The organism is Knoellia flava TL1 (assembly GCF_000768675.1).
Lineage (GTDB): Bacteria > Actinomycetota > Actinomycetes > Actinomycetales > Dermatophilaceae > Knoellia > Knoellia flava.
This window is the reverse complement of record NZ_AVPI01000019.1, coordinates 1-24,454: the sequence shown is the minus strand read 5'-3', so window position 1 is coordinate 24,454 and position 24,454 is coordinate 1. Positions and strand designations below refer to the sequence as shown.

The 24,454-nt window shown below is 71.5% G+C and carries 25 protein-coding genes and 1 pseudogene; 12 read left to right on the top strand and 14 right to left on the bottom strand.

The window, feature by feature from the left end; genetic code table 11:
- Positions 1-6 precede the first annotated feature (6 nt).
- Together N798_RS08065 and N798_RS08060 are read right to left on the bottom strand one after the other, a co-directional pair.
- Positions 7-231, bottom strand: coding sequence for a sulfurtransferase TusA family protein (locus N798_RS08065; RefSeq protein WP_035947638.1), 225 nt, complete (start codon positions 229-231; stop codon positions 7-9).
- Complete coding sequence (locus tag N798_RS08060; protein ID WP_035947637.1) at positions 228-1,355, bottom strand: cysteine desulfurase family protein; 1,128 nt, start codon at positions 1,353-1,355, stop codon at positions 228-230. The genes N798_RS08065 and N798_RS08060 overlap by 4 nt, the downstream gene beginning before the upstream one ends.
- A gap of 92 nt (positions 1,356-1,447) precedes the next feature.
- Here N798_RS08060 and ctaC point away from each other — a divergent pair, with 92 nt between their 5' ends.
- The 3 genes from ctaC to N798_RS08045 are packed head-to-tail and all read left to right on the top strand — an operon-like array spanning position 1,448 to position 4,505.
- Positions 1,448-2,341: an aa3-type cytochrome oxidase subunit II gene (gene ctaC / locus N798_RS08055; RefSeq protein WP_035947697.1), complete on the top strand. Its 894-nt coding sequence runs from the start codon at positions 1,448-1,450 to the stop codon at positions 2,339-2,341.
- 31 nt (positions 2,342-2,372) lie between these two features.
- Positions 2,373-4,097: an aa3-type cytochrome oxidase subunit I gene (gene ctaD, locus N798_RS08050; protein WP_084100320.1), complete on the top strand. Its 1,725-nt coding sequence runs from the start codon at positions 2,373-2,375 to the stop codon at positions 4,095-4,097.
- Between the two features lie 3 nt (positions 4,098-4,100).
- Positions 4,101-4,505, top strand: a complete 405-nt coding sequence (locus N798_RS08045; protein WP_035947632.1) for a cytochrome c oxidase subunit 4 — start codon at positions 4,101-4,103, stop codon at positions 4,503-4,505.
- A gap of 101 nt (positions 4,506-4,606) precedes the next feature.
- Here the strand turns inward: N798_RS08045 and N798_RS08040 are convergent, their stop codons facing one another.
- From N798_RS08040 to ctaE, 6 genes are all read right to left on the bottom strand, one after another.
- Positions 4,607-5,908 carry a threonine/serine exporter family protein gene (locus tag N798_RS08040; protein WP_156971668.1) on the bottom strand — a complete coding sequence of 434 codons (1,302 nt, stop codon included), beginning with the start codon at positions 5,906-5,908 and terminating at the stop codon, positions 4,607-4,609.
- A 31-nt stretch (positions 5,909-5,939) separates the two neighbouring features.
- Positions 5,940-6,293, bottom strand: coding sequence for a metallopeptidase family protein (locus N798_RS08035; RefSeq protein WP_035947629.1), 354 nt, complete (start codon positions 6,291-6,293; stop codon positions 5,940-5,942).
- Positions 6,294-6,446: 153 nt separating this feature from the next.
- Positions 6,447-8,261: a cytochrome bc1 complex cytochrome b subunit gene (qcrB, locus tag N798_RS08030; RefSeq protein ID WP_035947628.1), complete on the bottom strand. Its 1,815-nt coding sequence runs from the start codon at positions 8,259-8,261 to the stop codon at positions 6,447-6,449.
- Positions 8,258-9,388, bottom strand: coding sequence for a cytochrome bc1 complex Rieske iron-sulfur subunit (gene qcrA, locus N798_RS08025; protein ID WP_035947626.1), 1,131 nt, complete (start codon positions 9,386-9,388; stop codon positions 8,258-8,260). Before qcrA ends, qcrB begins: the two co-directional genes overlap by 4 nt.
- Positions 9,389-9,437: 49 nt before the next feature.
- A complete protein-coding gene (qcrC, locus tag N798_RS08020) occupies positions 9,438-10,241 on the bottom strand; it encodes a cytochrome bc1 complex diheme cytochrome c subunit (protein ID WP_035947625.1) in 804 nt (267 codons plus the stop codon).
- 75 nt (positions 10,242-10,316) lie between these two features.
- Positions 10,317-10,985 (bottom strand): aa3-type cytochrome oxidase subunit III, encoded by a 669-nt coding sequence (gene ctaE / locus N798_RS08015; protein ID WP_035947624.1) that lies wholly within the window; start codon positions 10,983-10,985, stop codon positions 10,317-10,319.
- Positions 10,986-11,072: 87 nt separating this feature from the next.
- Between ctaE and N798_RS08010 the strand changes: the two genes are divergently transcribed.
- A complete protein-coding gene (locus N798_RS08010; RefSeq protein WP_188450479.1) occupies positions 11,073-11,543 on the top strand; it encodes a response regulator transcription factor in 471 nt (156 codons plus the stop codon).
- Position 11,544: 1 nt separating this feature from the next.
- The gene (gene trpD / locus N798_RS08005) at positions 11,545-12,615 is read left to right on the top strand and encodes an anthranilate phosphoribosyltransferase (RefSeq protein WP_035947623.1); all 1,071 of its coding nucleotides are present in this window, start codon (positions 11,545-11,547) and stop codon (positions 12,613-12,615) included.
- A gap of 159 nt (positions 12,616-12,774) precedes the next feature.
- On the opposite strand, the gene N798_RS08000 is transcribed toward trpD, so the two are convergent.
- The 3 genes from N798_RS08000 to N798_RS07990 all read right to left on the bottom strand — a co-directional run bounded on the left by N798_RS08000 (position 12,775) and on the right by N798_RS07990 (position 15,349).
- The gene (locus N798_RS08000; RefSeq protein ID WP_035947622.1) at positions 12,775-13,053 is read right to left on the bottom strand and encodes an Lrp/AsnC family transcriptional regulator; all 279 of its coding nucleotides are present in this window, start codon (positions 13,051-13,053) and stop codon (positions 12,775-12,777) included.
- A gap of 19 nt (positions 13,054-13,072) precedes the next feature.
- Complete coding sequence (locus tag N798_RS07995; protein ID WP_052117063.1) at positions 13,073-13,564, bottom strand: cupin domain-containing protein; 492 nt, start codon at positions 13,562-13,564, stop codon at positions 13,073-13,075.
- 69 nt (positions 13,565-13,633) lie between these two features.
- On the bottom strand, positions 13,634-15,349 hold the full coding sequence (locus N798_RS07990) for a DEDD exonuclease domain-containing protein (protein ID WP_035947619.1): 1,716 nt from the start codon (positions 15,347-15,349) through the stop codon (positions 13,634-13,636).
- Positions 15,350-15,482: 133 nt separating this feature from the next.
- Here N798_RS07990 and N798_RS07985 point away from each other — a divergent pair, with 133 nt between their 5' ends.
- On the top strand, positions 15,483-15,740 hold the full coding sequence (locus N798_RS07985; RefSeq protein ID WP_035947618.1) for a hypothetical protein: 258 nt from the start codon (positions 15,483-15,485) through the stop codon (positions 15,738-15,740).
- Between the two features lie 24 nt (positions 15,741-15,764).
- Entirely contained in the window at positions 15,765-16,775 is a 1,011-nt protein-coding gene (locus tag N798_RS07980) for a hypothetical protein (RefSeq protein WP_156971667.1), read from the top strand.
- Here the strand turns inward: N798_RS07980 and N798_RS07975 are convergent.
- Entirely contained in the window at positions 16,750-18,144 is a 1,395-nt protein-coding gene (locus N798_RS07975) for a hypothetical protein (protein ID WP_035947693.1), read from the bottom strand. The genes N798_RS07980 and N798_RS07975 overlap by 26 nt on opposite strands.
- On the bottom strand, positions 18,125-19,915 hold the full coding sequence (locus tag N798_RS07970) for an AMP-dependent synthetase/ligase (protein WP_035947617.1): 1,791 nt from the start codon (positions 19,913-19,915) through the stop codon (positions 18,125-18,127). The genes N798_RS07975 and N798_RS07970 overlap by 20 nt, the downstream gene beginning before the upstream one ends.
- 124 nt (positions 19,916-20,039) lie before the next feature.
- Here N798_RS07970 and N798_RS07965 point away from each other — a divergent pair, with 124 nt between their 5' ends.
- Genes N798_RS07965 through N798_RS07945 form a run of 5 tightly spaced genes read left to right on the top strand, consistent with a single transcriptional unit; the run spans position 20,040 to position 23,984 of the window.
- Positions 20,040-20,492 carry an SRPBCC family protein gene (locus N798_RS07965; RefSeq protein WP_035947616.1) on the top strand — a complete coding sequence of 151 codons (453 nt, stop codon included), beginning with the start codon at positions 20,040-20,042 and terminating at the stop codon, positions 20,490-20,492.
- 2 nt (positions 20,493-20,494) lie between these two features.
- Positions 20,495-21,715, top strand: coding sequence for an ArsA family ATPase (locus N798_RS07960; protein WP_035947614.1), 1,221 nt, complete (start codon positions 20,495-20,497; stop codon positions 21,713-21,715).
- Positions 21,705-22,151: a hypothetical protein gene (locus N798_RS17295; RefSeq protein WP_052117052.1), complete on the top strand. Its 447-nt coding sequence runs from the start codon at positions 21,705-21,707 to the stop codon at positions 22,149-22,151. The genes N798_RS07960 and N798_RS17295 overlap by 11 nt, the downstream gene beginning before the upstream one ends.
- A complete protein-coding gene (locus N798_RS07950) occupies positions 22,148-23,131 on the top strand; it encodes an ROK family glucokinase (protein WP_035947613.1) in 984 nt (327 codons plus the stop codon). Before N798_RS17295 ends, N798_RS07950 begins: the two co-directional genes overlap by 4 nt.
- A gap of 19 nt (positions 23,132-23,150) precedes the next feature.
- A complete protein-coding gene (locus tag N798_RS07945; RefSeq protein ID WP_084100317.1) occupies positions 23,151-23,984 on the top strand; it encodes an endonuclease/exonuclease/phosphatase family protein in 834 nt (277 codons plus the stop codon).
- A 77-nt stretch (positions 23,985-24,061) separates the two neighbouring features.
- Here the strand turns inward: N798_RS07945 and N798_RS18345 are convergent.
- Positions 24,062-24,454, bottom strand: a pseudogene (locus N798_RS18345) (hypothetical protein); the annotation flags it as partial.

Sequence of the window (24,454 nt, the reverse complement as noted above, 5' to 3'; positions counted from 1 at the left end):
CGGAGCTCACCCCAGCACGACCGTGTATGCCGTGTGCCCACCCCTGCGCTCGAGCCTCACCTCGTGTCCGCGCATCCGCGCCCAGGCGGGGATGTCCGACTCGGCGGCCGGGTCGTCGGCGAGGACGAGCAGTGCGGAGCCCGGCGGCAGGTCGCGGGCGAGGCGGGCGAGCCGGATGACGGGCAGCGGGCACAGGAGGCCGCGCGCGTCGAGGTCAGGGCTCTCGTTCACAGGTCGTCGACCCCGAGGCGGGCCCGCAGCTCTGCGACCACCGTCGGGAGCTCGCGGCACAGAGCGTCGACGTCGTCGGCACGCTCGGACCGGACGGCGGCCAGCGGCAGGGTGACCCGGACGTTGCCGTGGGTGAGCGCGCCCATGGCGGCGAGGACGTGGCTGGGCTCGAGCCGGCTCGACGTGCAGGCCGATCCCGAGGCCACCTCGATCCCACGCCGGTCGAGCTCGCCGACGATGCTCTCGCCGTCGACGTAGAGCGCGCTGAAGGTGACGACGTGCGGGAGCCGGTCGGCGGGGTCGCCGGCCACCTCGACGTCGGGCACGGCCGCCGCGGCAGCGCGGATGCGGTCGGTGAGCGCCCTGGCGGCGGCTTCCTCCGCGGGCCGCTCGTGAACGGCGTGCTGCCAGGCCTCGGCGGCGGCGAGCACGAGCGGCACCCACGGGTCCTCCACCTCGCGGCCGTGCTCGGGCTCCCACCGCGGACCCGGCAGGTCGAAGCGGGTGCCGGTCCGCACGGCGAGGACGCCGACCGGGGGACCGGCGACGGTGGCCGCGTCGCCGGCGAGCGCGTCCCACGCCCCCGGGCTCTCCATCCGGCCCAGCGACGCGGTGCCGTCGACGAGCAGCGGGAGGTCGGCCGCACGGCATACGTCATGGAGGTCGGTCACGGGCTGGACGGTCCCGACCTCACCGTTGGCGTGCTGGACCGCGACGAGGGCCGCTGGGTGGGTCACAAGCGCCTCGCGGAGGGTCGCGGGGGAGAGCCGACCCAGACGGTCGACGGGCAGGGGCTCGGCGTCGGGGTCGGCCTCGTGGGCATCGAGGAGCAGGACGGCCCGGTCGACGGCCGACGTGAGCATGCGCGAGGCGGCCCTCCGCCGGGCGTGGCGGAGCCCGGCCACGCCCGTGCGCAGCGCGTGTGTGCCGCTCGGGTGAAAGGAGACCTCGTCGGGACGCGCGCCGAGGGAGGCGGCGATGCTCTCGCGGGCCCGGTCGAGCAGGAGGCGCGCCTGACGCCCCTCGCGGTGCAGGCGCCGGGGGTCGGCCCAGCCGGCGTCGAGGGCGGCGAGAAGGGTCTCCCGGGCAGCGGGGTGGAGAGGGCTCCGGGTGGCGTCCAGCACGCCTCGACCGTAACGCCCCCCGTCCCCGGCGAGTTCCGCAGCATGCACTACTGTTTGTCGTGTTCCAGCAGACGACGCAGGAGGGTGCCGCGGTGCCTCAGCACGACCAACTCAACCCCCGTTCCCGGGGTCGGCGACTGGCCCTCTGGTCCGTCCTGGCCGTGGGCGCGATGGTGGCGCTCAGCGGGTGTGAGCTGGGCAAGTTCGAGGACGGCTTCCTGCCCCGCGGCGTCACCGAGAACTCCGAGCGCGTGCGTGACCTGTGGATCGGCGCGTGGATCGCGTGCCTCGCCGTCGGCGTCCTCGTCTGGGGACTCACCGCGTGGTGCGTCGTGGCCTACCGCCGTCGCCGTGACGACAACGAGCTCCCGGTCCAGCTGCGCTACAACGTGCCGCTCGAGATCCTCTACACGATCGTCCCGATCTTCATGGTCGCGACCTTCTTCTTCTTCACCGCCAAGGACCAGACCGCCCTGCTCGACACGAGCGAGGACCCCGCCGTGACGGTCAACGTCGTCGGCAAGCAGTGGTCCTGGGACTTCAACTACGTCGAGGACGACGTCCACGAGGTCGGCACGCAGGCCATCATGACCGGCCAGCCGGGCGCCGAGGAGACGATCCCGACGCTCTACCTCCCCGTCGACGAGCGCGTCGAGTTCGTCCTCACGTCGCGCGACGTCATCCACTCCTTCTGGGTGCCGCAGTTCCTCCAGAAGCTCGACATGATCCCGGGCAAGGTCAACAAGTTCCAGGTCGTGCCGACCGAGGAGGGGACCTTCAAGGGCAAGTGCGCCGAGCTCTGCGGCGCCTACCACTCCCAGATGCTGTTCAACGTCAAGGTCGTCCCGCGCGCCGAGTACGACGCGCACATCGCCGACCTCAAGTCGCGGGGCCAGACCGGCATGCTCGGCACCGAACTGAACCGCGACGGCTCGGGCCTCGTGCCCGGCGAGGACGAGCTCCTGCCCGAGGAACTGAGGAACTGAACCCATGAGCGCCGCAACCGAATCCCGCACGATGCTCCGTGAGCGCGAGACCGTCCGTCACCCGCGGGTGGCCCCGGGTGCCACGGTCGTCAAGTGGATGACGACGACCGACCACAAGGTCATCGGCAACCTCTACTTCATCACCTCGTTCGCGTGGTTCCTGCTGGGCGGCCTCATGGCGCTCATCATCCGCGCCGAGCTCATGCAGCCGGGCATGCAGGTCGTCGACAACCCCGACCAGTTCAACCAGCTGTTCACCATGCACGGCACGATCATGCTGCTGCTCTTCGCGACGCCGCTCTTCGCCGCGTTCGCCAACGCGCTCATGCCGCTGCAGATCGGTGCGCCGGACGTGTCGTTCCCGCGCCTCAACATGTTCGCGTACTGGCTCTACCTCTTCGGCGGTCTCATCGCCGCCGGTGGCTTCCTCACCCCCGGTGGTGCCGCTGCGTTCGGCTGGTTCGCCTACACGCCGCTGTCCGACGCGTCCTACAGCCCCGGCCACGGTGGCGACCTCTGGGTCTTCGGCCTCGCCCTCGCCGGCTTCGGCACCATCCTCGGGTCGGTCAACTTCATCACGACGATCCTCACGATGCGCGCCCCCGGCATGACGATGTTCCGGATGCCGATCTTCGTGTGGACCGTGCTCATCACGTCGATCCTCGTCCTGCTCATCTTCCCGGCCCTGGCCGCCGCTCTCTTCGCACTCGGCGCCGACCGACGCTTCGGGGCGCACATCTTCGACCCCGACAGCGGGGGAGTGATGCTCTGGCAGCACATCTTCTGGTTCTTCGGCCACCCCGAGGTCTATGTCATCGCGCTGCCCTTCTTCGGGATCATCTCCGAGATCATCCCGGTGTTCTCGCGCAAGCCGGTCTTCGGCTACAAGACCCTCGTCTACGCGACGATCGCCATCGCGGCGCTGTCGGTCTCGGTCTGGGCGCACCACATGTACGGCACCGGACAGGTCCTCCTGCCCTTCTTCGCGATCATGACGATGCTCATCGCCGTGCCGACCGGCGTGAAGTTCTTCAACTGGATCGGCACGATGTGGGGCGGCAAGCTCAGCTTCGAGACGCCGATGCTCTGGGCGCTCGGCTTCCTCGTCACCTTCCTCTTCGGTGGCCTCACCGGCGTCATCCTCGCCAGCCCGGCGCTCGACTTCCACCTCACCGACAGCTACTTCGTCGTGGCGCACTTCCACTACGTCGTGTTCGGCACGGTCGTCTTCGCGATGTTCGGCGGGTTCTACTTCTGGTGGCCCAAGCTCACCGGCCGCATGCTTGACGAGAAGCTCGGCAAGGTCCACTTCTGGATGCTCTTCATCGGCTTCCACACGACCTTCCTCATCCAGCACCTCCTCGGCATCTGGGGCATGCCCCGCCGCTACGCCGACTACCTCCCCGAGGACGGCTTCACCTTCGCCAACCAGGTGTCGACCACCGGTGCCTTCCTCCTCGGCGCCTCGATGATCCCGTTCTTCTACAACGTGTGGAAGACGTGGCGCCACGCGCCGCTCGTCGAGACCGACGACCCGTGGGGCTACGGCGCCTCGCTGGAGTGGGCGACCTCGTGCCCGCCGCCGCGGCACAACTTCGACTCGATCCCGCGGATCCGCTCGGAGCGCCCCGCCTTCGACCTCAACCACCCGGAGGCGGCCCCGGCCGGCTACGAGCGCACGGGGCTCGTCAAGGCGCTCGGTCCTGCCGACCTCGGCGACGACGCGATGTCCAACACGAAGAAGCAGGAGCACTGACCCATGGTCGCGATGGAACGGATCGGCTACCTCTTCGGTGGCTTCGCGGCCCTCATGGCGGTCATCTACGGCCTGTGGAACGACTTCTCCGAGCCGGTCGGCGTCACGGGGCTCGTCCTCGGCGCCCTGCTCGGCTTCATGATCGCCGGCTACCTCAACATCACCCGTCGCAAGCTCGAGGGGGTCCCGCCGGAGGACGACCCGCTCGGCGAGATCAGCGACATCGCCGGTGACTACGGCTTCTTCAGCCCGCACAGCTGGCAGCCGCTCTTCCTCGCCGGCGCCTCGGCGCTGATCTTCCTCGGTCTCGCGATCGGCTGGTGGATCGTCGCCCTCGGCGCCGCCCTCGCCATCCCCGCCCTCATCGGCTGGGTCTTCGAGTACTGGCGCGGGCCGCACGCACTCTGACGCGGGTCCGCAGCATCGTCGGGAGCCGGTCACCTCATCCGAGGTGACCGGCTCCGTCGTCTGTCGCCCGGGCGCGGTCCGGGACGCTCACTCGGAGGCTCTCAGGCGCTCCGGCGACGGCGCCGGGCTGTCATGAGCCTACGGAGGTGCGGAAGGCCCAGCGGCCGCGCCAACCGCCTCAACGGGGCCGCGAGCGCTGCCCCGACGATGACTCCGAGGGCGATGGCGGCGACGACGACCACGACGTCGACGAGCGCGATCGCGGCCTCTCCGGGTCCGACCTCGAACTGCGCCATCGAGATGAGTCCCAACGAGCCAGGCACGAGCAGCCAGAAGCTCGGGAGGAAGGCCACCATCCGGGGCAGCTCGGGCCGCACGTACTCCAGCAGCGTCGAGAACAGGGCTGCCACGACGGCTCCGGCGAACGCTCCGGCCCACCTCGCCTCGACGACCGCCAGAGTGAGGGACTGGGCGCTGAAGGTGACGAGGATGCCCGTCGCCAGCCAGGGTGCCTGACGGATGGGGACCGACTCCAGGAGGGCGATCGCGACGGTGACGACGGCAAGACCGACGAGCGGGGCCCACCAGCCCAGGGCCCCCGGAGAGGCCGTGTCGAGGAGGTCGGCGCCCCCGTCCGTCACAGCCAGGGCGGCTCCGACGCCGAGGACGAAGAGCAACAGCTGCACGAGACCGAAGGCGAGACGTGAGCTGCCCGCCACCATCGCCCCGGCGGCCAGCTCAGTGAGGCCGGTGACGATGAGGGCCCCCGGAAGCAGCACGGCGATGGGTGCCACCAGCGTCCGCAGGGGCGCGTCCACCCAGCCAGCCTCGGCAGCGAAGAAGGCCAGCAGGGCCACGACGAAGCCCGCGAGGAAGGGCGTGAGGGTGCGAAGCGCGCGGTCGCGCGCCACGAGCAGCACGAAGAGCGGCGTCAACGGCGCCACGACGAGCGTGAAGAGGAGTGAGGCTGCTGACGGCGCGAGGACCAGCCCGATGCCGACGCCCGAGAGTATGGCGCCCACCACGAACCCGGCGGTGCGGTAGCGGTGCGGCTGTGCCCGCAGTCCCGCGAGCGTTGACAGGCACTCGTCCGGATCCAGGTGCCCGGCCCGCAGGGCGGCCTCGAGGGCGAGGACGTCCGCGAGCTGGTCGAGGCGCAGCCCACCGTCGACCTGCTCGAAGGTCGACGGCCCCCCGGACGTCAGCGAGACGAGCAGCCCGGTGGGTGAGCAGGCCACCTGTGCCCCTGGGTGGCCGAGGGATCGTGCCACGTCCCGGATGTCCTCCTCGACCTCGTGGACCGGCATGCCGCCGGCAAGGAGGCCGGCCCCGATCCACGAGAGCACGCGGCGGTCTCGGTCCTCATGCGTCGCGTGCGAATCGGGGGCGGCGGGGTGGCTCACCCGAGCACGGTAGCGGCAGGCGCCGCAGGGCTCAGCCCCAGCCGAGCTCGTGCAGGGTGGCGTCGTCGATGCCGAAGTGGTGGGCGATCTCGTGGACGACCGTCACCGCGATCTCCTCGCGCAGGTCGTCGAGGTCGTCGCACATTCGCGTGAGCGGGCCGCGGAAGAGCGTGATGCGGTCCGGGAGGTTGCCCAGACCCCAGCCGGAGTCGCGCTCGGTGAGCGGGATCCCGTCGTAGACGCCGAGGAGCTCGGGGTCGTCGGCGGGGGGCTCGTCCTCGACGAGGAAGACGACGTTGTCGAGCATGCCCATGAGCTCCTCGGGCACGTCGTCGAGGGCCTCCTCGACGATCGACTCGAACTCCTCCGGGGGGACGGGCTGCACGCGCCCAGCCTGTCATGCGCCGTGGGTGGGGGAGGACCGGGGTGCGACGTCCGGCCGTCACGGGTCTGTGCGCCACGGAGAACGGCTGCGGCCCCCGGACGAGGTCCGGGGGCCGCAGGCGAGAGGGTCAGCGAGCGTGGTGCCCGCGGGACGTCACTCCCGCAGACGGCTCGCGCTGCCGATGCCGCCACGACCCGCGTTGGTGTCGGCGCCCACGCCACCGTTGCCGGGGGTGTGGTCGGAGTCGCCCTCGATGCCCTCGTAGTCGAAGGGTGCCTCGATGGCCTCGGCCTGCTGGCCGTCGTGGTGGGCGGCGGCCAGCTCGGCCGGGGTGACCGGGTTGACGGCGTCCTTGAAGTAGAAGTGCGACAGCTTGGCGCGCAGGCGGTCCTTGCGGGCCGCCGGGCGTGCGACGCCGTTCTCGTCGTACTCCGGCTCGAGCTGGAGCGGGGCCACCGGCTCGTGCTGGACGAGGATCCACCGCTCGTAGTCGGTGAGGTCGTCGTGGCGCTCGTGGAAGGACCCGTCGGCGCCCCGGATGATGCGACCCGACTCGCGGGCGTGCAGGGCGAGGTCGCGGTCACGACGCTGGAGGCTGAGGCAGATCCGCTTCGTCACCCAGAAGGCGAGGGGGGGCAGGACGAACAGCCCGATGCGGAAGACCCACGTGATGTCGTTGATCGACATCCCGAGCTTGATCGCCATGATGTCGTTGCCCGCCGCGAACATGAACACCGAGTAGGCGACGATGCCGGCCATGCCGATGCCGGTGCGCGTCGGGTTGTTGCGCGGCCGGTCGAGCAGGTGGTGCTCGCGGTCGTCACCGGTGACCCACTTCTCCACGAACGGGTAGGAACCCAGGACGATGTAGACGAGGGGCAGCAGGACGAGCGCGCCGAGCGCGATGTTGAGCGACAGCGTGTTGCCGCCGATCTGGAACTCGAGCCAGCCGGGAAGGAGGCGGAGCGCACCGTCGTAGGCGCCCATGTACCAGTCCGGCTGCGAGCCGGCGGTGACGGGCGACGGGTCGTAGGGACCGTAGGCCCAGATCGGGTTGATGGTGAAGAGCGCCGAGATGAGCGTGATGACGCCGAACACGATGAAGAAGAAACCGCCGGCGGTCGCGGCGTAGACCGGCATGACGCGGTGGCCGACGACGTTGTCGTTGGTCCGGCCCGGGCCGGGGTACTGGGTGTGCTTGTGGACCGCGACGAGCACGATGTGCGCGATGAACAGGCCGACGAGGATCGCCGGGATGAGCAGCACGTGCGCGGCATACAGGCGGGGAATGATCGCCTCACCCGGGAAGGGTCCACCGAAGATCGCGTAGGCGAGGTAGGAGCCGATGACCGGGGCTGTCTGGACGAAGCCCTCCATGGCTCGGATGCCGGTGCCCGAGAGCAGGTCGTCCGGGAGGGAGTAGCCCGCGAAGCCCTCGATGGCCGCGAGCAGGGCCAGGACGGTGCCGATGACCCAGTTGAGCTCACGCGGCTTGCGGAAGGCGCCGGTGAAGAAGACGCGGAACATGTGCACCGTCAGGCCGACGAGGAACATGAGCGCGGCCCAGTGGTGGATCTGCCGGATGAGCAGGCCGCCCTTGACGTCGAACGAGATGTCGAGCGTCGAGGCATAGGCCTCGGACATCTGCGTGCCACGAAGCGGGACGTAGGAGCCGTCGTAGACGGTGTGCCCGGCGCTGGGGACGAACCAGATCGTCAGGAGCGCGCCGGAGAGCAGACAGATGATGAGCGAGTACATGGCGATCTCGCCGAGCATGAACGACCAGTGGTGCGGGAACACCTTGCGCAGGAGGTAGTTGATGCCCCTCGCGCCGTTGGTGCGGTCGTCGATCCACCCGGCGACGCCACCGACCTTGCGCGCGGCGGCGCTCGGGGCGTGGGTCACGGGGGTGTCACCGTCGCGCAGACGGTCCGCCGGGCGACCGGCGGGGATGCTCTCGGTGCTCATGCGGAACCACGCTCCCAGAAGCTCGGCCCGGTGGCTTCCCTGAACGGGCCCTTGGAGATGAGATAACCCTCATCATCGACGGTGATCGGAAGTTGCGGAAGGGGGCGCTTGGCCGGTCCGAAGATCACCTTGCAGTCCTGCGTCACGTCGAAGGTCGACTGGTGGCACGGGCAGAGCAGGTGGTGCGTCTGCTGCTCGTAGAGACCGACCGGGCATCCGACGTGGGTGCAGATCTTGGAGTACGCGACGATGCCCTGGTGGCCCCAGTCCTTCTCCTTCTGGGACTTGATGTCGTCGGGGTCGAGGCGCATGACGATGACCGCGGCCTTGGCCTTGGCCTCGAGGATGTGCTCCTCGAGGTCGAGGAGGCCCTCGGGCATGACGTGGAAGACGGAGCCGATCGTGACCTCGCTGGCCTTGATCGGCGTGTTCTGCGGGTCGCGCATGAGGCGGAGCGGCTCGTTGGGGTAGGAGCCGTCCTCCTCCTGCTCGCCGTTCCAGAAGCTCACCGACAGGTCGTCGCCCGGCAGCGGTCCGAGGCCGCCGATGAGGGGGAGGACGACGGGCACGGCGAAGAGGCCGAGCGCGCCACCGAGGGCGTACTTGATGAGCGGGCGGCGGGAGAGCTGCGACTCGCGGTCGCCGTCGGACATGATCTCGACGAACTTCGCCCGGTCGGCGTCGGCGGAGCGCTGCGGGTGGCGCTCCTCGACGGCCTCGTGGTCGTTCATGAGGGTCTTGGCCCACTGGACCGCGCCGAGGCCGATGCCGAGCAGCGAGAGCGCCATGCAGATGCCGAGGACGGCGTGGACGGCGTTGGTGCTACCGGTGCCGGGGATGAAGATCGTCGCCTCGGAGTCGATCGCGAAGTAGGCGACGATGAAGCCCAGGGTGCCGAGGATCGACATGACGAAGAGGCCACCGACGATGCGCTCGGCACGCTTGGCGGCGGCCTCGTCGAGGTCGGCGCCACGCACGGCGTGCGGGGGGAACCCGGGGTTCTGGAACCTCTCGGGGATCCCACCGTCACCGACGATGTGGCCCTGGTCGAGGCGAACGGCACCGGAGCCGAACTCACCCGTGCGGGTGACCTCGCCTCCGGTGGGCGTGCTGTCCTGCTCGTTCATCGGATGATCGATCCTGTCGACGGAGAGTGGGAAGCGGTGGCCGGCATGCTCAGGCGGACTTCTGCCCGAGCCAGACGGCGGCGGCGACGAGGATGCCCAGGCCGAAGAACCAGGCGAACCAGCCCTCCGTCACCGGTCCCAGCGAGCCGAGCGCGTGACCGCCCTGCTGGGGTGCGTCCTCGATGGTCTTGAGGAAGGCGATGATGTCGCGCTTGTCCTCGGGTGCGATGTTGCCGTCGTTGAAGACCGGCATCGACTGCGGGCCGGTCTCCATGGCCTCGTAGATGTGCTTGCCCGAGACGCCCTCGAGCGACGGGGCGTACTTGCCACGGGTGAGGGCGCCACCGGAGCCGGCGAAGTTGTGGCACATGGCGCAGTTGACGCGGAAGAGCTCGCCGCCCTTGGCGGGGTCACCCTTGGTGGGGTCGACGTCCTCCTCGGATGGGACTGCCGGACCGGGAGCGAGCGAGGCGATGTAGGCACCGACCTTGTCGATCTCCTCCTGCGTGAACTGCGTCTCCCCGCGCGGCGCCTGGACGGCCGGGGCGCGCATCGGCATGCGGCCGGTGCCCATCTGGAAGTCGACAGCGGCGGCACCCACGCCGGCGAGGGCGGGTCCGGCGATCTTGTCGCCGTTGCCGGTCGCGCGGCCCTCGGCGTTGACGCCGTGGCACGAGGCGCAGTTGGCCTGGAAGAGCTGCTTGCCGGCGGCGACGTCCTCGGCCGAGCTGGTCTCGGCCTTCGCGGGCTGCGGTGCGACCGCGGCATACGCGAAGCCGGTCACGAGGAGGCCGAGCATGAGCAGGATGGCGATCGCAGCCGGGTGGCGGCGGCGGGCGGCCAGTGCGTTCACGACGTGTGTCCTGTCGGGGTCTCGGGGATGTGTGGGGCGGGGGAGCTGGTCAGGCTAGTGGTCAGCGCGGCCACCTCACTTCAGCAGGTAGATCATCGCGAAGAGCGCGATCCACACGACGTCGACGAAGTGCCAGTAGTAGGAGGTCACGACCGCACCCGTCTCCTGGAGGTGGGTGTATCGGCGGGTCGTGAAGGTGCGCCCGATGATGAGCAGGAAGGCGATGAGGCCGCCGGTGACGTGCATGCCGTGGAAGCCGGTGGCGAGGTAGAAGATCGACGCGTAGGAGTCAGTGCTCAGGGAGATGCCCTCGTGGACGAGGTGGGCGTACTCGTAGACCTGGCCGGCGATGAAGATCGAGCCGAAGACGTACGTGAGGACGTACCACTCACGCATGCCCCACTCCTTGACGTTGGCCAGGGTGCCGGTGCGCGCGACCTGCCCGGCCTCGGCCTTCCAGACGCCCAGCTGGCACCACACCGAGGAGATGACGAGGACGACGGTGTTGGCGAACGCGAAGGGGACGTTGAGCTGCGCCGTGCGCTCGTCCCACAGCTCGGGCAGGTGGCCACGGAGCGAGAAGTAGAACGCGAAGAGCGCTGCGAAGAACATCAGCTCGCTCGCGAGCCAGACCATCGTGCCGACCGCGACCATGTTGGGGCGGGTCGCCGGACCGTAGTCCGGGATGCTGGGAACCGGACCGGACACTCGAGTCGTTGCTTCTGCTGTCGCCACGAGCGCCATTATGGCGTCATTCCCTGACATGCGCTGCACCGACCCCCGGGTTCGGTGGTGTCGGATCGCAGAATGCCCCGTGGCTAGGATGACGCCATGACCTCTGCGCACGCGGCCCCTCACGCGGACTCCGTCGAGAAGGCCGGCACGACCCCCTCCGGCGGTCCCGGTCTCCACCGGGTCTCGGTTCTGCTCTACAGCGACGACATCACGACGCGAGACGCGGTCCGCGCCGCTGCGGGCCGTCGCCCGGCCCGTGACGTCGAGGTCACCCGGTGGCTCGAGTGCGCGACCTCCTTCGCCGTCACCGAGGCCCTCGACGCCGGTGGCTGGGACGTCGTCGTCCTCGACGGCGAGGCGGCCAAGAACGGCGGTCTCGGCCTCTGCCGCGAGCTCAAGAACGAGATCTACGACTGCCCGCCCGTCCTCGTCCTCACCGGGCGCCCGCAGGACGGCTGGCTTGCCGCGTGGTCGCTCGCCGACGACGCCGTGCCGCACCCGCTCGACCCGATCAAGGTCGCCGAGGCGATCGCGGGTCTGGCGCGCCGGCGCGTCTCGGCGAGCTGACGTGTCGGCCACGGTCCCCGCGGGCCCGACGTGGCCCGACCTCCTGACCCGCCTCATGGCCCGCGAGGACCTCTCGCTCGCCGAGTCGCGGTGGGCGATGGACCAGATCATGAGCGGGGAGGCGAGCGTCGCCCAGGTGGCGGGCTTCCTCGTCGCGCTGCGCTCCAAGGTCGAGTCCGTCGCCGAGGTGCGCGGTCTCGCCGACGTCATGCTCGAGCACGCCCGGCGGATCGAGGTCCCCGGCGAGAGCATCGACATCGTCGGCACCGGCGGTGACCGCTTCGGCACCGTCAACATCTCGACGATGTCGTCGGTCGTCATCGCGTCGACGGGCCTGCAGGTCGTCAAGCACGGCAACCGCGCCGCGTCGTCGAAGTCGGGGTCGGCCGACGTCCTCGAGAGCCTCGGGGTCAACCTCACGTTGACCCCCGAACAGGTGAGGCGGGTCGCGCTCGACGCGGGCATCACCTTCTGCTTCGCGCAGACCTTCCACCCGTCGATGAGGTATGCCGGTCCCGCCCGTGCCGAGCTCGGCATCGCCACGGCGTTCAACCTCCTCGGCCCGCTCACCAACCCGGCCCAGCCGACGTATGCCGCGGTCGGCGTCGCGGACCCGCGCTTCCTCTCGGTCATCGCCGGTGTCTTCGCGGACCGCGGGACGACGGCTGCGGTCTTCCGTGGCGACGAGGGCCTGGACGAGATGTCGATCGCGGGCCCGACGACCCTGCTCTGGGTCCGCGACGGCGAGGTCTCCGAGGTGACCGTCCATCCTGACGACGTCGGGCTCCCGGTCTCGACCATCGACAGCATCAAGGGCGGGCTCGCCGACGAGAACGCCGAGGTGGCTCGCCGAGTGCTCGCGGGGAACCCCGGGCCGGCGCGCGACGCCGTCCTCCTCAACGCCGGCACGGCGCTGGCCGTCGCGGCGGGCGCCTCCGGCACGACGGCGGGCGACGTCCACGAGGCGATCCGGCTCGGGATCGACACGGCCCGGCGGGCCATCGACTCCGGCGATGCCGCCGCTCGGCTCGACCGCTGGGTCAGCGCGAGCCACGCGGCCGTCTCGGCCTGATCCCGATCGCCCCAGCTTTCCCGAGCCGGACGGCATACCGGCCCGTCTCAACTCTTGCTCCCCATGAGGGAACGTTGATGGTCCGGAGGGAAAAGATCCCTCCGGACCCTCAAGTTCCGCCCATGGGGAGCAAAAGGGGAGGCGGGGTGCGGGGTCGGGCTACTCGAGGCCGAGGCTGAAGGCGGCCTCGAGGTCGTGCTTGGAGTAGGTCTGGAAGGCGATGTGCGTCGCCGTGCCGGTGACGCCCTGGACCTTGTTGAGGCGGTCGGCGATGACGCTGGCCAGCTCGTCGTGCTGGCGCACCCGCACCATGGCGATGAGGTCGGCGTCGCCGGCGACCGAGTAGACCTCGCTCACGCCATCGAGCTCGGCGACCTCCTGGGCCACCTCGGGGATCCGGTCGACGTCGGCGGTGATGAGGACGATGGCAGTGATCACGACTCGCAGCGTAGTCGGCTCACTCCTCGACCCAGAAGTTGTCGTGCTCGGCCATGAACGCGTCGCGCTCGTCGTCCGACATCGCCGCGACGCCACCGGGACGGGCGAGCCCCTCGAAGTAGGGCTCGCGCGGGGCGCCGGGGGCGAAGTGCAGGAGCATCGTCGCCGGACCGTCCTCGTTGCGGAAGCCGTGCAGGCCGCCGGGTGGGACGTGGAGGAAGTCGCCCGACCGTGCCTTGACCCACGCGTCGCCGTCGTAGATCGTCACCGTGCCGTCGAGGACGTAGAACGACTCGGACATCGTCCGGTGGAAGTGAGCGCCCGGACCACTGGGCGGCCCGGCGAACTCCCAGCGGTAGAGCCCGAACAACCCGCCAGTCGACTCGCCGCGCGCCACGTAGTGCACGCGGTTGCCGTTGGGGTAGACGAGGTCGGGCTCGCGGTCGCCGGGAGTGACCCAGGCCGAGCGCTCACCTGTCGCTCCGGTGTAGAGACGCGGGGGATAGGACACCAGCACCACTCCTCTGGCTCGGGCTGCACGACGGGGCGCGACGTGAGCGACGCCGCGACCAGACCGACCCTAGGCCGAGCGGAAGCCCGGGGCGAGGCGTCGCGAGGTCTCGACGGGTTCGAGGACGTGGCGGACGCCGGTGGCGCCGCCGACCGGGCAGGTCCACTCGCCGTCGATGTCGACGATGCGCACGCCGGGGGCGTCGAGCCAGCGCAGGATGCGCTCGCTCTCCTCGGGGGTCGCCGCCGTCGAGGGAGGCAGCGGGGCGGGCACGACCTCGGCGCTGGCGCGCAGGGCGTCGACGTAGGGCATCGGGTCGGCGCCGCGGGGCGCGACGGTGCTGCCGGCGAGGCGACCGTGACGGATGCACATGACCTCCCACCCGCCGGTTTCGCTCCGACGGGCGGCGACGAGCTCGGCGGTGCGGGCGAGGGGGTCGAGACGCTGGGCCCGTGAGGCGCCGCGCACGAGGCTGATCATCCGGTCGCGGACGACGCCGGCGTCCTCGAACCGCTCCTGCTCGGCGAGCCGGTCCATCCGCTCGCGCCACGTCGTCACCGCCCGCGAGGCGTCGCCGGCGAGCAGCTCGACCGCCTCGGCGACGACGGCGGCGTAGTCCTCGACGCTCTGGGCGCCGGTGCAGGGCGCACCGCAGCGCCCCATGTCGGCGAGGGCGCACGCCGACCGGGGCTTCGTGGCCGAGAGCCGCTCGAGGCACTGGCGCAGCGGGACGAGCTCGTGGACACCGGCGACGGCGTCGTCGGCGGAGCCGCGCGAGGCGAACGGACCGATGTAGCGGGTGCCGTCGGCGGCGACGTCGCGCACGATCGACAGCCGCGGGAACGGCTCGACGGTGAGCTTGACCCACCAGCTGCGCTCCGGGTGGCGCGAGCGGCGGTTGTAGCGCGGCTTGTGCTCGGCGATGAGCCGGAGCTCGCGGACCTCGGCCTCGAGCGCCGTCGCGCAGACGATCGGTGTCACCGACTCGGCGATGCGGACCATCTCGGCCATCCGGCGACGCTGCTCCGAGGCGGTGAAGTAGCTGCGGACGCGGGTGCGGATCGAGACCGACGTGCCGACGTAGAGGACCTTGCCGAAGCCGTCCTTGAAGAGGTAGACGCCAGGTGCTTCGGGCAGGCCATCGGCGAGGTGGCGCTTGCGGCGGGTGGCCGCCGGGACCTTGGCGGAGTAGGCCTTGAGCTCCTCGAGCGAGTGCACGCCGAGCGAGCCGACCCGGGCGATGAGCCCGTGGAGGACGTCGACGGTGGCGCGGGCGTCGTGCAGCGCCCGGTGGTCCGGGGTGGTCGTCGCGCCGAAGAGCCGGGCGAGCGAGGCGAGGCGGTGGTTGGGCACCTCGTCACGCGTCACGAGCTGGCGGGCGAGGTGCACGGTGTCGACGACGGGGAAGCGCGGCCAGTCGCGCTCGGCCCTCGCGCACGCCGCCTTGAGGAAGGAGATGTCGAAGCCGGCGTTGTGGGCGACGAGGACGGAGCCGGCGGCGAACTCCAGGAAGGCGACGAGGGCCGGCTCGACGCGGGGGGCGTCGCGCACCATCGCGTCGGTGATGCCGGTGAGGACCGAGATGAACGCGGGGATCGGCTCGCCCGGGTTGACGAAGGTCTGGAACTCACCGAGCACCTCGCCGCCGCGCACCTTGACGGCGCCGATCTCGGTGATGCCGCACTCGCTCGGGCTGCCGCCCGTGGTCTCGAGGTCGACGACGACGAACGTCACGTCGGACAGGGGGGTGCCGAGGTCGTCGAGCGTGCCCTGGACCATCCGCATGCGAGGGAGGCTAGGCGCGGGGTCCGACAGCCGGGCGGAGGCAGCCCGGCGCGGCGCCCCGCGCGAAGGCTCCACGGAGAGGGCTGTCAGTGGGCCCCCCTAGCGTGGTCGTGACCCGAGAAAGAGGTGAGACATGACCCACGACCTGACCCACGACAGCCTGACCATCGTCTGCTCGCGATGCCCGGTGCGCGACCTCCACTGCGGTGACTGCATGGTCACCGCCCTGCTCGACCCCGACTCCCTGCACATGGGGGACGACCTGCCCCTCGACGCCGACGAGCGGGCCGCGGTGACGGCGTGCGTGCGCGCCGGCCTCATCACGGCCGAGTCCGCCGCGACCGTCCGGGCGCAGCGCGCCCCGCTGAGCATCGGGCGTGCCGTCGGCTGAGCCGCGCCTGACACGATGGGGCGCGTGCCCCCGACCTTCCCGACGACCGGTATGCCGTGCCGCGCCCCGCGCGTGCGACGCGCCGCCGTCGCCGTGGTCACCGCACTCACCCTGCCGCTCGTGGCCGCCTGCGACGGGACAGCCCCGCAGCCCTCGGCCGCGCCCACCACGGCAGGTCCGACCGGGCCCGAGACACCCACCGCGGCACCCAGCGGGCTGCCGACGCTCACCGCGTCGCCACCTGCCGGGAGTGAGCCGTCCACACCGCTGCCCGATGCCCGCACCGTCCGCGGCCGGGCCAGCACGGTCACCGGCACCGTCGACGAGGCGACGCTCACGGCATACGCGGCGATGGCGGACCGCGCGGTGGCGGAGGTCTCGACGCGCTGGACGCGCACGTGGCCGCGACGGGTCTCGGTCGTCGCGCCGAAGGACGCGACCCAGTTCCGCGAGCAGGTCGGTCGTGCGGACGACCTCAGCCAGGTCGCCGCCATCACCGACGGCCCCATCGGGCCCGACGGACGCGCCACCGCCGACCGCATCGTGGTCAACCCCGACGCCTTCGCTCGCCTGACCGCCGAGGGCCGACAGTTCGTCCTCACCCACGAGAGCACCCACGTCGCCGTCCGCTCGTCCCTCGCCGGGGTCGCGCCGTTGTGGCTCGTCGAGGGCTACGCCGATCACGTCGGCTACTCCGCGTCCGACCGGCGGGTCACCGAGCTGGCCGCCCCGCTCCTCGAGAAGGTCGCCGATGGTGGCGGGCCGAAGCGGCTCCCGACCCAGGGCGACCTCGACCCGGCCCGCGGCGAGATCGCGCCGGGCTACCTCGCCTCGTGGCTCGCCGTCGAGCTCATCGCCCGCCGGCACGGTGAGCCCGCGCTCCGCCGGTTCTACGAGGCGTCGACCGTCGACGGGTCACCGGCGCAGGCGGACACGGCCATGGACCGTGCGTTTCGCGACGTCCTCGGCACGAGCCGTGCCGACTTCACGAAGGCGTGGCTGAGCGACCTCAACCGGCTGGCCGCGCCGAAGTGACCCTCCCGGAGACGACCGGAGCCGCTGCCCGGGCGGGGACGGCGAGCGAGATCGCGACGAGGGCCGCGCTGAGCCAGAACTGGTTGTAGAACGCCTGCTTGTTGACGAGGTTTGCCACGAGCAGCACGAACGCGAACCACCGCAGCAGCTCGTCGACCTCCGGCCGACGGCGGGCGACCGCCCACGCGGCGAGGCCGAGCGCCCCGAGCACGACGAGCCCCGTCACCCAGAACGGCAGGGTCACGCCGTGCTCGTTGAGGAAGTAGAGGTACCACGTGTTCGCGAAGCGGATCGGGTGGAAGCCGACGAGCAGCGTGACGGTGTCGTGCACGAAGGCCGACGGCGAGGCGAGGAACCACGGCGAGATGAGGACGCCCGTGAGTGCACCCGTCGCCACCGCCCGCCGCGGCCCGAACGCCGGCCAGACGAGGAGCAGCGGCAGCAGCAGCGCGAGGTGCTGCTTGCTCGCGCACGCCAGCGCGAGCGGGACGACGGCCCACCACGCGTGGCCGCGCCGTACGAGCACCGCCCACCAGACCAGGCCCGCGGCGAGCAGCGGCTCGGTCCACGCCTGGTCGACCTGGGTGAGCGTCCCGGGAGCGACGACGAGGGCCGCCACCGGCACGGCCGCACGCAGCACCGTCGCCCGGGCGGTGCTCGGCGCGTCTCCGGCGAGCGGCCGAGCCAGCGCCCAGATCCCCGCGAAGAGGACGACCGACCAGAACGCCAGCGCCCAACGCACGTCGCCGCCGAGCCAGCGACCCGGGGCGAGGAGCACCGCCGTCCACGGGAGGTAGGTGAACGCGTCCTGCACGCCGGGGGAGTCGGTCCACGTCATGTCGTAGAAGTTCTCGCCGCGCGCGAGCGCGTCGCTCGCCTGCTGCAGCGTCACCCAGACGTCGATCCTCGGCCCCGGGTCGCCGACCGTCGTGATCGCGGCGGTCACGACGTGACCGAGGACCGCCAGCCCGTATGCCGTCCGCGCCCGGACCGCGCTCGGGCGCGCCAGGAGCGCGGCCGAGCCGATGCCGACGACGGAGAGGGTGGCGAGCGCCGCCGTCAGCCAGGCACCGCGCAGGTAGCTGAACAGCGGCACCGCCCACGTGATCGCCACCGAGGCGAGCAGCACGACAGGGGCGAGCCACGACGGCGCGCGGCGGACCTCGGTGCGCCGCCACAGCCAGACGCCGAGCCCGACCGCGCCCACCGTGAGGGTGAGGACGATGGGGAGCCGGAAGCGCACGACGCTCCACTGGAGCACACCGAGGCAGGCGAGCCACAGCACCGCGAGGGCGTGGCCGGCATACGCCGGGTTCTGACCCGTGGGGCGGGTCGTGGAAGGGGTGGGGTCAGCCGCCGTAGAGCGCATCGACCTCGTCCGCGAAGTCGCGCATGACGACGTTGCGCTTGAGCTTGAGCGACGGCGTCAGGTGGCCGGACTCCTCGGTGAAGTCGGCCTCGAGCACCGCGAACTTGCGGATCGACTCGGCCTTGGACACGGCGGTGTTGGCCTCGTCGACGGCCTTCTGGAGCTCGGCGAGGACGGTCTCGTCGGTGCGCGCCTTGGCCGCGGTGATGCCCTCGAGCCCGTGGTTCGCCGCCCACATCGGGAGCATCTCCTCGTCGAGCGTGAGCAGCGCGGCGATGAACGGCTTCTGGTCGCCGACGACGATGCACTGCGAGACGAGCGGGTGCGCGCGGAGGCGGTCCTCGAGGACGGCGGGGGCGACGTTCTTGCCACCGGCCGTCACGAGGATCTCCTTCTTGCGGCCGGTGATCCGCAGGTAGCCGTCCTCGTCGAGCTCACCGATGTCGCCGGTGTGGAACCAGCCGTCCCTGATCGCCTCCGCCGAGGCCTCGGGGTTGTTGCGGTAGGAGCCGAAGACGTTGACGCCCTTGACGAGGATCTCGCCGTCCTCGGCGATGCGGACGGTCGTACCGGGCAGCGGCGGGCCGACGGTACCGACCTTGAGTCGCTCGGGCAGGTTGACCGTGATCGGGGCGGTCGTCTCGGTGAGGCCGTAGCCCTCGAGGATCGTCACGCCGATGCCGCGGAAGAAGTGGCCGAGCCGTGTGCCGAGCGGCGCGCCGCCGGACACGGCGTACTGGACCTTGCCGCCCATGGCGTCGCGGAGCTTGCCGTAGACGAGCTTGTCGAAGACGGCGTGCTTGGCGCGCAGCCCGAAGCCGACCGAGCCGGCCTCCTGGGCCTCGGACCAGGCGATGGCGGTGTCGGCGGCCTTGGCGAAGATGTTGCCCTTGCCGCCGGCGACCGCCTTGGCCTCGGCCGAGTTGTAGACCTTCTCGAAGACGCGCGGCACCGCAAGGATGAACGTGGGCTGGTAGCTCGCGAAGTCGTCCAGCAGCGTCTTGATGTCCGCCGAGTGGGCGAGCTTGGCTCCGGAGGCGACGCAGAGGACCTCGATGAAGCGGGCGAAGACGTGTGCGAGCGGGAGGAAGAGCAGCGTCGCGGCGCCTTCGCTGCTCACGACATCCTTGAGCTTCTCGACGGTGTTCTCGGTGAGGTCGAGGAAGTTGCCGTGGGTGAGCTCGACGCCCTTGGGGCGGCCGGTCGTGCCCGAGGTGTAGATGATCGTCGCGGTCGAGCTGCGGTCGATGCCGTCACGAGCCGCGGCGAGCGTGGCGTCGTCGGTGGAGGCGCCCGACGCGGCGAGCGTGTCGAGGTCGCCGTTGTCGATGACCCAGCTGTGGGCCAGCGACGGCAGGTTGCCGGAGACGCCGACGAGCGCGCTCTTGTGCTTCTCGGACTCGAGGACGACGCCGACGGCGCCCGAGTCCTTGAGGATCCACTCGACCTGGTCGGGGGAGGAGGTCTCGTAGATCGGGACCGGGATGGCCCCGGCGGTCCAGAGGGCGAAGTCGGTGAGGGTCCACTCGTAGCGGGTGCGGCTCATGATGCCGACGGCGCTGCCCGGGGTGACCCCGGCGGCGAGGAAGCCCTTGGCGAGCGCCTCGACCTGGTCGGCGAAGTCCTTGGCCGACACGTCGGTCCAGCCCGACCCGGACCGCGTGGCGAACATCGCCTTGCCCGGAGTCAGTGCTCGGTTGCGCGCGGGAAGATCGGCGAGACTGCCCTCGGTGGTCGCCGGAGCGAGTGCGGGAGTGGACTTCTCGTGCAACGTGCTCTCCTTCGCCGGCCGTCGACGGCGTCGTCGGGCCTGGTCACCAGCGGGTCGTTCGGCGGACGCGAGGTTCCGCCGTGCACCGATCCTAGGGGTAGGCCCCGTTGGGTAGCCTGCGCCCATGACAGAAAGCACGTCGTCCTCGATCACCATCGCCGCCGAGCCGGGCGCCGTGCTCGACGTCATCGCCGACTTCGAGGCCTACCCCGACTGGGCCGAGCAGGTGAGGAGCGTGAGCATCCTCAGCGAGGACGGCGACGGCTGGGCCGACCAGGTCGAGTACTCCCTCGACGCGGGAGCGGTCAAGGACACCTACGTCCTCGAGTACGACTGGGACGGCATCGCCGAGGACGGCTCGGGCATCGTCACCTGGCACCTCGTCCGCGCGGGCGTCCTCAAGGCGCTCGACGGCTCCTACACCCTCACCCCTGTCGGCGACGGCACGCAGGTCGACTACTCCCTTGCCGTCGACGTCAAGATCCCGATGATCGGGATGCTCAAGCGCAAGGCCGAGAAGCTCATCATCGACACCGCGCTCAAGGAGCTCAAGAAGCGCGTCGAGTCACTCGCCTGAGCGTGGCGGACACCCCGCGCGTCGTCCTCGTCACCGGCAAGGGCGGCGTAGGAAAGACGACGACGGCCGCCGCGATGGCGGTCGAGTCGGCCCGGGCCGGCCGGCGGACCCTCGTCATGTCGACCGACGTCGCCCACAGCCTCGGTGACGCCCTCGACGTCGACCTGCGCACCTCCGCGAGCTGGGAGCAGACCCTGCCGGTCGAGGAGCTCCTCCACGCCCAGGCCGTCGGCGCCCGCACGAGCGTGGCGGCCGACTGGGCGACGCTGCGCGACTACCTCCTCACCGTCCTCGACTCGATCGGCGTGGACCCGGTCGTCGCCGAGGAGCTCACGGCGCTGCCGGGCGCCGACGAGATCAGCGCGCTGCTCACCCTCGGCCACCACGCGACGAGCGGGGACTGGGACGTCGTCGTCGTCGACTGCGCCCCGACGGCGGAGACGCTGCGGCTGCTCGCCCTGCCCGAGGTGCTCGGCTGGCACCTCGACCGGCTGCTTCCCGCCCAGCGCCGACTCCTCACGGCGATGCGCCCGGCCGCCGCCAGGGCCGCCGGCCTCCCGATGCCCGGCGGCGACGTGCTCGACGTCATCACGACCTGGCGTGAGCACATGGCCGACGTCCGCGCCCTGCTCACGTCAGAGCGCGCCAGCGTCCGCATCGTCCTCACCCCCGAGAACGTCGTCATCGCCGAGGCCCGTCGCATCCTCACCTCCCTGTCACTGCACGGGTATGCCGTCGACGCCGTCGTCGTCAACCGCGTCATCCCCGTCGACGACGACCCGTGGCGCGCGGCCTGGAACGCCGCACAGTCCGCCGGGATCGACACGATCACGACGTCGTTCCACGGCACGCCAGTCCTCGTCGCGCCCTACCTCGCGGGCGAGCCCACGGGGCCAGAGGCGCTCGCGGACCTCGCTGCCCGGACGTCGGCGATCGACGGCGAGCTCGCACCGCTCGACGCGCCCGTGCGCGTCGGCGGGCTCCGTGTGGAGGCCGACGGCGAGGAGTTCGTCCTCGTCCTGCCCCTCCCGCTCGCCCGCTCGGGTGACGTCGATCTCGCCCGGCGCGCGGACGACCTCGTCGTCGACGTGGGCGGTGTGCGCAGGGTCATCGCGTTGCCCTCGGTGCTGCGACGCTGCATCGTCAAGAATGCTGGGGTGCGCTCCGGAGAGCTCCGGGTGCGCTTCGTCCGTGATGAGGAGGTGTGGCCACGTGGACGCTGACGCGCGACTCGACGCCGCGGTCGGTTCGGTCGCCGAGGAGGCGGCCAGGCTGCTCGAGGCCCTCGGCCGCCAGACCCGGACGACCGACGCCGCCGATTCCGCCGCCGCTGGCGGCGCCGAGACGCGGGCGGCCAGCGCTGACGGCGACGCGGCCGGCCCGCAGGGCCACCAAAAGCACGTCCACGTCGCCATGGGTGACGCCGAGTCGTGCACGTGGTGCCCCGTATGCCGGTCGGTCACCGCGCTGCGCGCCGTGAGTCCCGAGACCCTCACCCGGCTCGCCGACCTGGCCACGACGGCGGCGACGCTGCTCGGAGAGCTGGCGACACGGCATACGGAAGGATCGGGCGCCGGGACGTCCCCTCGACCGGCACCGGCCGAGCGGACCCCGCGCACCGAACCCATCGCCGTCGTCGACGAGGAGGACACCCCGTGAGCCTGGCCATCGGGATCGACATCGGCGGGACCAAGGTCGCCGGGGGAGTCGTCGACGAGGACGGTCAGGTCCTCGTCCGCGCCCGCCGCGACACCCCGCACCGCAGCAAGCGACCGCGCGTCGTCGAGGACACGATCGTCGACGTCGTCGAGGAGCTGCGCGCCCAGCGTCCCGACGTCACCGCGGTCGGCATCGGTGCCGCGGGCTTCGTCGCCGCCGACCGGGCCACGGTCGTCTTCGCGCCGCACCTCTCGTGGCGCCACGAACCGCTGCGCGACGCGCTGAGCAAGCGGATCGACGCACCGATCCTCGTCGAGAACGACGCCAACGCGGCCTGCTGGGCCGAGTGGCGCTTCGGTGCGGCGCAGGGCGAGTCCGACGTCGTCATGGTCAACCTCGGCACCGGCATCGGGGGCGCGATCCTCATGCACGGGGAGCTCATCCGTGGCCGCTACGGCATCGCCGGAGAGTTCGGCCACATGCAGGTCGTGCCCGAGGGACAGCGCTGCGAGTGCGGCAACCGCGGCTGCTGGGAGCAGTACGCCTCGGGCAACGCCCTCGTGCGCGAGGCCCGGGCGATGATCCTGGCCAACTCGCCGGTGGCCACCGACCTCGCGGCACGGGTCGACGGCCGGGCCGACGAGCTCACCGGACCGATCGTCACGGAGGCAGCGCGAGAGGGGGACGCGACGGCCACCGAGCTGCTCGCCGAGATCGGTCACTGGCTCGGCATCGGGATCGCCAACCTCGCTGCGGCGTTCGACCCGGGCACCTTCGTCATCGGCGGTGGCGTCTCCGCCGCAGGCGAGCTGCTGCTCGGTCCCGCGCGCGAGAACTTCCGCCGGCGCCTCACCGGGCGCGGCTACCGTCCCGAGGCGCAGGTCGTCGCGGCCCGGCTCGGCAACGAGGCCGGGCTCATCGGCGCCGCCGACCTCGCCCGCAACGAGGCGTCGCCATGGCCGTGGCCGGGACGTGCGTGATGGCCGGGGCACCCGCCGCGTGACGACGATCCGGATCGCGAGCTACAACACCCGCGACTTCCTCGAGGACCCGTATGCCGCGGCGCGCGTCGTGCGGGCCATCGACCCGGACGTGCTCTGCCTGCAGGAGGTGCCGCGCCGGCTCTTCTCGACCCAGCGGGTCGCCAACTTCGCCCGCAACTGCGGGATGTACTGGTCCGGGCGGCATCGCGGCAGCGGCGGGACGACGATCTTCACCTCGCTGCGGGTCGACGTCGTCGAGTCTCGACACCAGCGGCTGCGGGTGGCCTTGCTCCAGCGGACCCGCGGCTTCGCGCTCGCGCGCGTGGCAGCGCCCGGTCGTGAGCCGATCGCGGTGGCGAGCGTCCACCTCAGCCTCGACGCGCGGGAGCGGGCGGCGCACGCACAGGTCATCCTCGAGGCGGTCAACGTCGGGGGAGAGGTCGTCCTCGCCGGCGACCTCAACGAGAACGAGACGGGCCGGGCGTGGCAGGCGTTCGCGGGAGTCATGCGACCGGTCTCGCCGATGACCCCGACCTTCCCGGCCACCCGGCCGCGCAGGGTCCTCGATGTCATCTTCGCCTCGCCGGGGCTGCAGGCCGAGCCGCACGTCCCGATCCCCATCCCCGAGGCCGACCTCGTCGCGGGCAGCGACCACCGGCCGACCTGGGTCGACATCCGGCTCGGGGAGCCGTCGGCGACGCAGGAGCGGGCCGAGGAGGCGTCAGCCCGGGCGAGCGAGACCGTCACCGAGGAGATGGTGCAGGAGGCGGAGGGTGCGGCGGCCGAGACGACCGCCGAGGACCCCGCCGCCGCTCAGCCGGAGGTCACGGACCCGGGTCCCCGCACCTGACGTCCCACACGGGCCACGGGACGACCTACGGCACGGGAAGTGCTGTGATCAGAGCACTTCCGGTGCGGTAGGTCGCGTCAGACGCGGGCGCCGTTGTCGTCGTCGAACGGGTCGCGGTCCTTGGGCTGGCGCATGACGAGCAGCCCGAACCCCCCGAAGAAGAGCAGGATCGCGCCGAGCGTCCACCAGCCTCCGTAGAACGGCTCGGACACGACGACCCAGAGCAGGAGCAGGGGCCCGCCGACGAGCCCGAGCAGGGCGCCCCAGTAGCCGATGTCCTCGCCCGGCGGGAGCTGCACCTCCGGCGGCTCGAAGTGGTCGTCCTCGTCGTCGATGCTCGGGCCCGCGCGCCACGCCTCGGGCTCCTCGCTCTCGCCCGACCCTGCCTCGCGGGACGTGACGTCGCCGGACCCGGCGTCGCCGGCGGCCGGGCCCTCGGACGCCCGGCCGGGCTCGCCCACGGGCGCAGG

Excerpts from the sequence above, each read along its gene's own strand:
- ctaD (WP_084100320.1), top strand. The coding sequence starts at position 2,373 with ATGCTCCGTGAGCGCGAGACCGTCCGTCACCCGCGGGTGGCCCCGGGT.
- N798_RS08045 (WP_035947632.1), top strand. The coding sequence starts at position 4,101 with ATGGTCGCGATGGAACGGATCGGCTACCTCTTCGGTGGCTTCGCGGCC.
- qcrB (WP_035947628.1), bottom strand. The coding sequence starts at position 8,261 with ATGAGCACCGAGAGCATCCCCGCCGGTCGCCCGGCGGACCGTCTGCGC.
- qcrA (WP_035947626.1), bottom strand. The coding sequence starts at position 9,388 with ATGAACGAGCAGGACAGCACGCCCACCGGAGGCGAGGTCACCCGCACG.
- ctaE (WP_035947624.1), bottom strand. The coding sequence starts at position 10,985 with ATGGCGCTCGTGGCGACAGCAGAAGCAACGACTCGAGTGTCCGGTCCG.
- N798_RS08010 (WP_188450479.1), top strand. The coding sequence starts at position 11,073 with ATGACCTCTGCGCACGCGGCCCCTCACGCGGACTCCGTCGAGAAGGCC.
- N798_RS07990 (WP_035947619.1), bottom strand. The coding sequence starts at position 15,349 with ATGCGGATGGTCCAGGGCACGCTCGACGACCTCGGCACCCCCCTGTCC.
- N798_RS07985 (WP_035947618.1), top strand. The coding sequence starts at position 15,483 with ATGACCCACGACCTGACCCACGACAGCCTGACCATCGTCTGCTCGCGA.
- N798_RS07975 (WP_035947693.1), bottom strand. The coding sequence starts at position 18,144 with ATGCGCTCTACGGCGGCTGACCCCACCCCTTCCACGACCCGCCCCACG.
- N798_RS07965 (WP_035947616.1), top strand. The coding sequence starts at position 20,040 with ATGACAGAAAGCACGTCGTCCTCGATCACCATCGCCGCCGAGCCGGGC.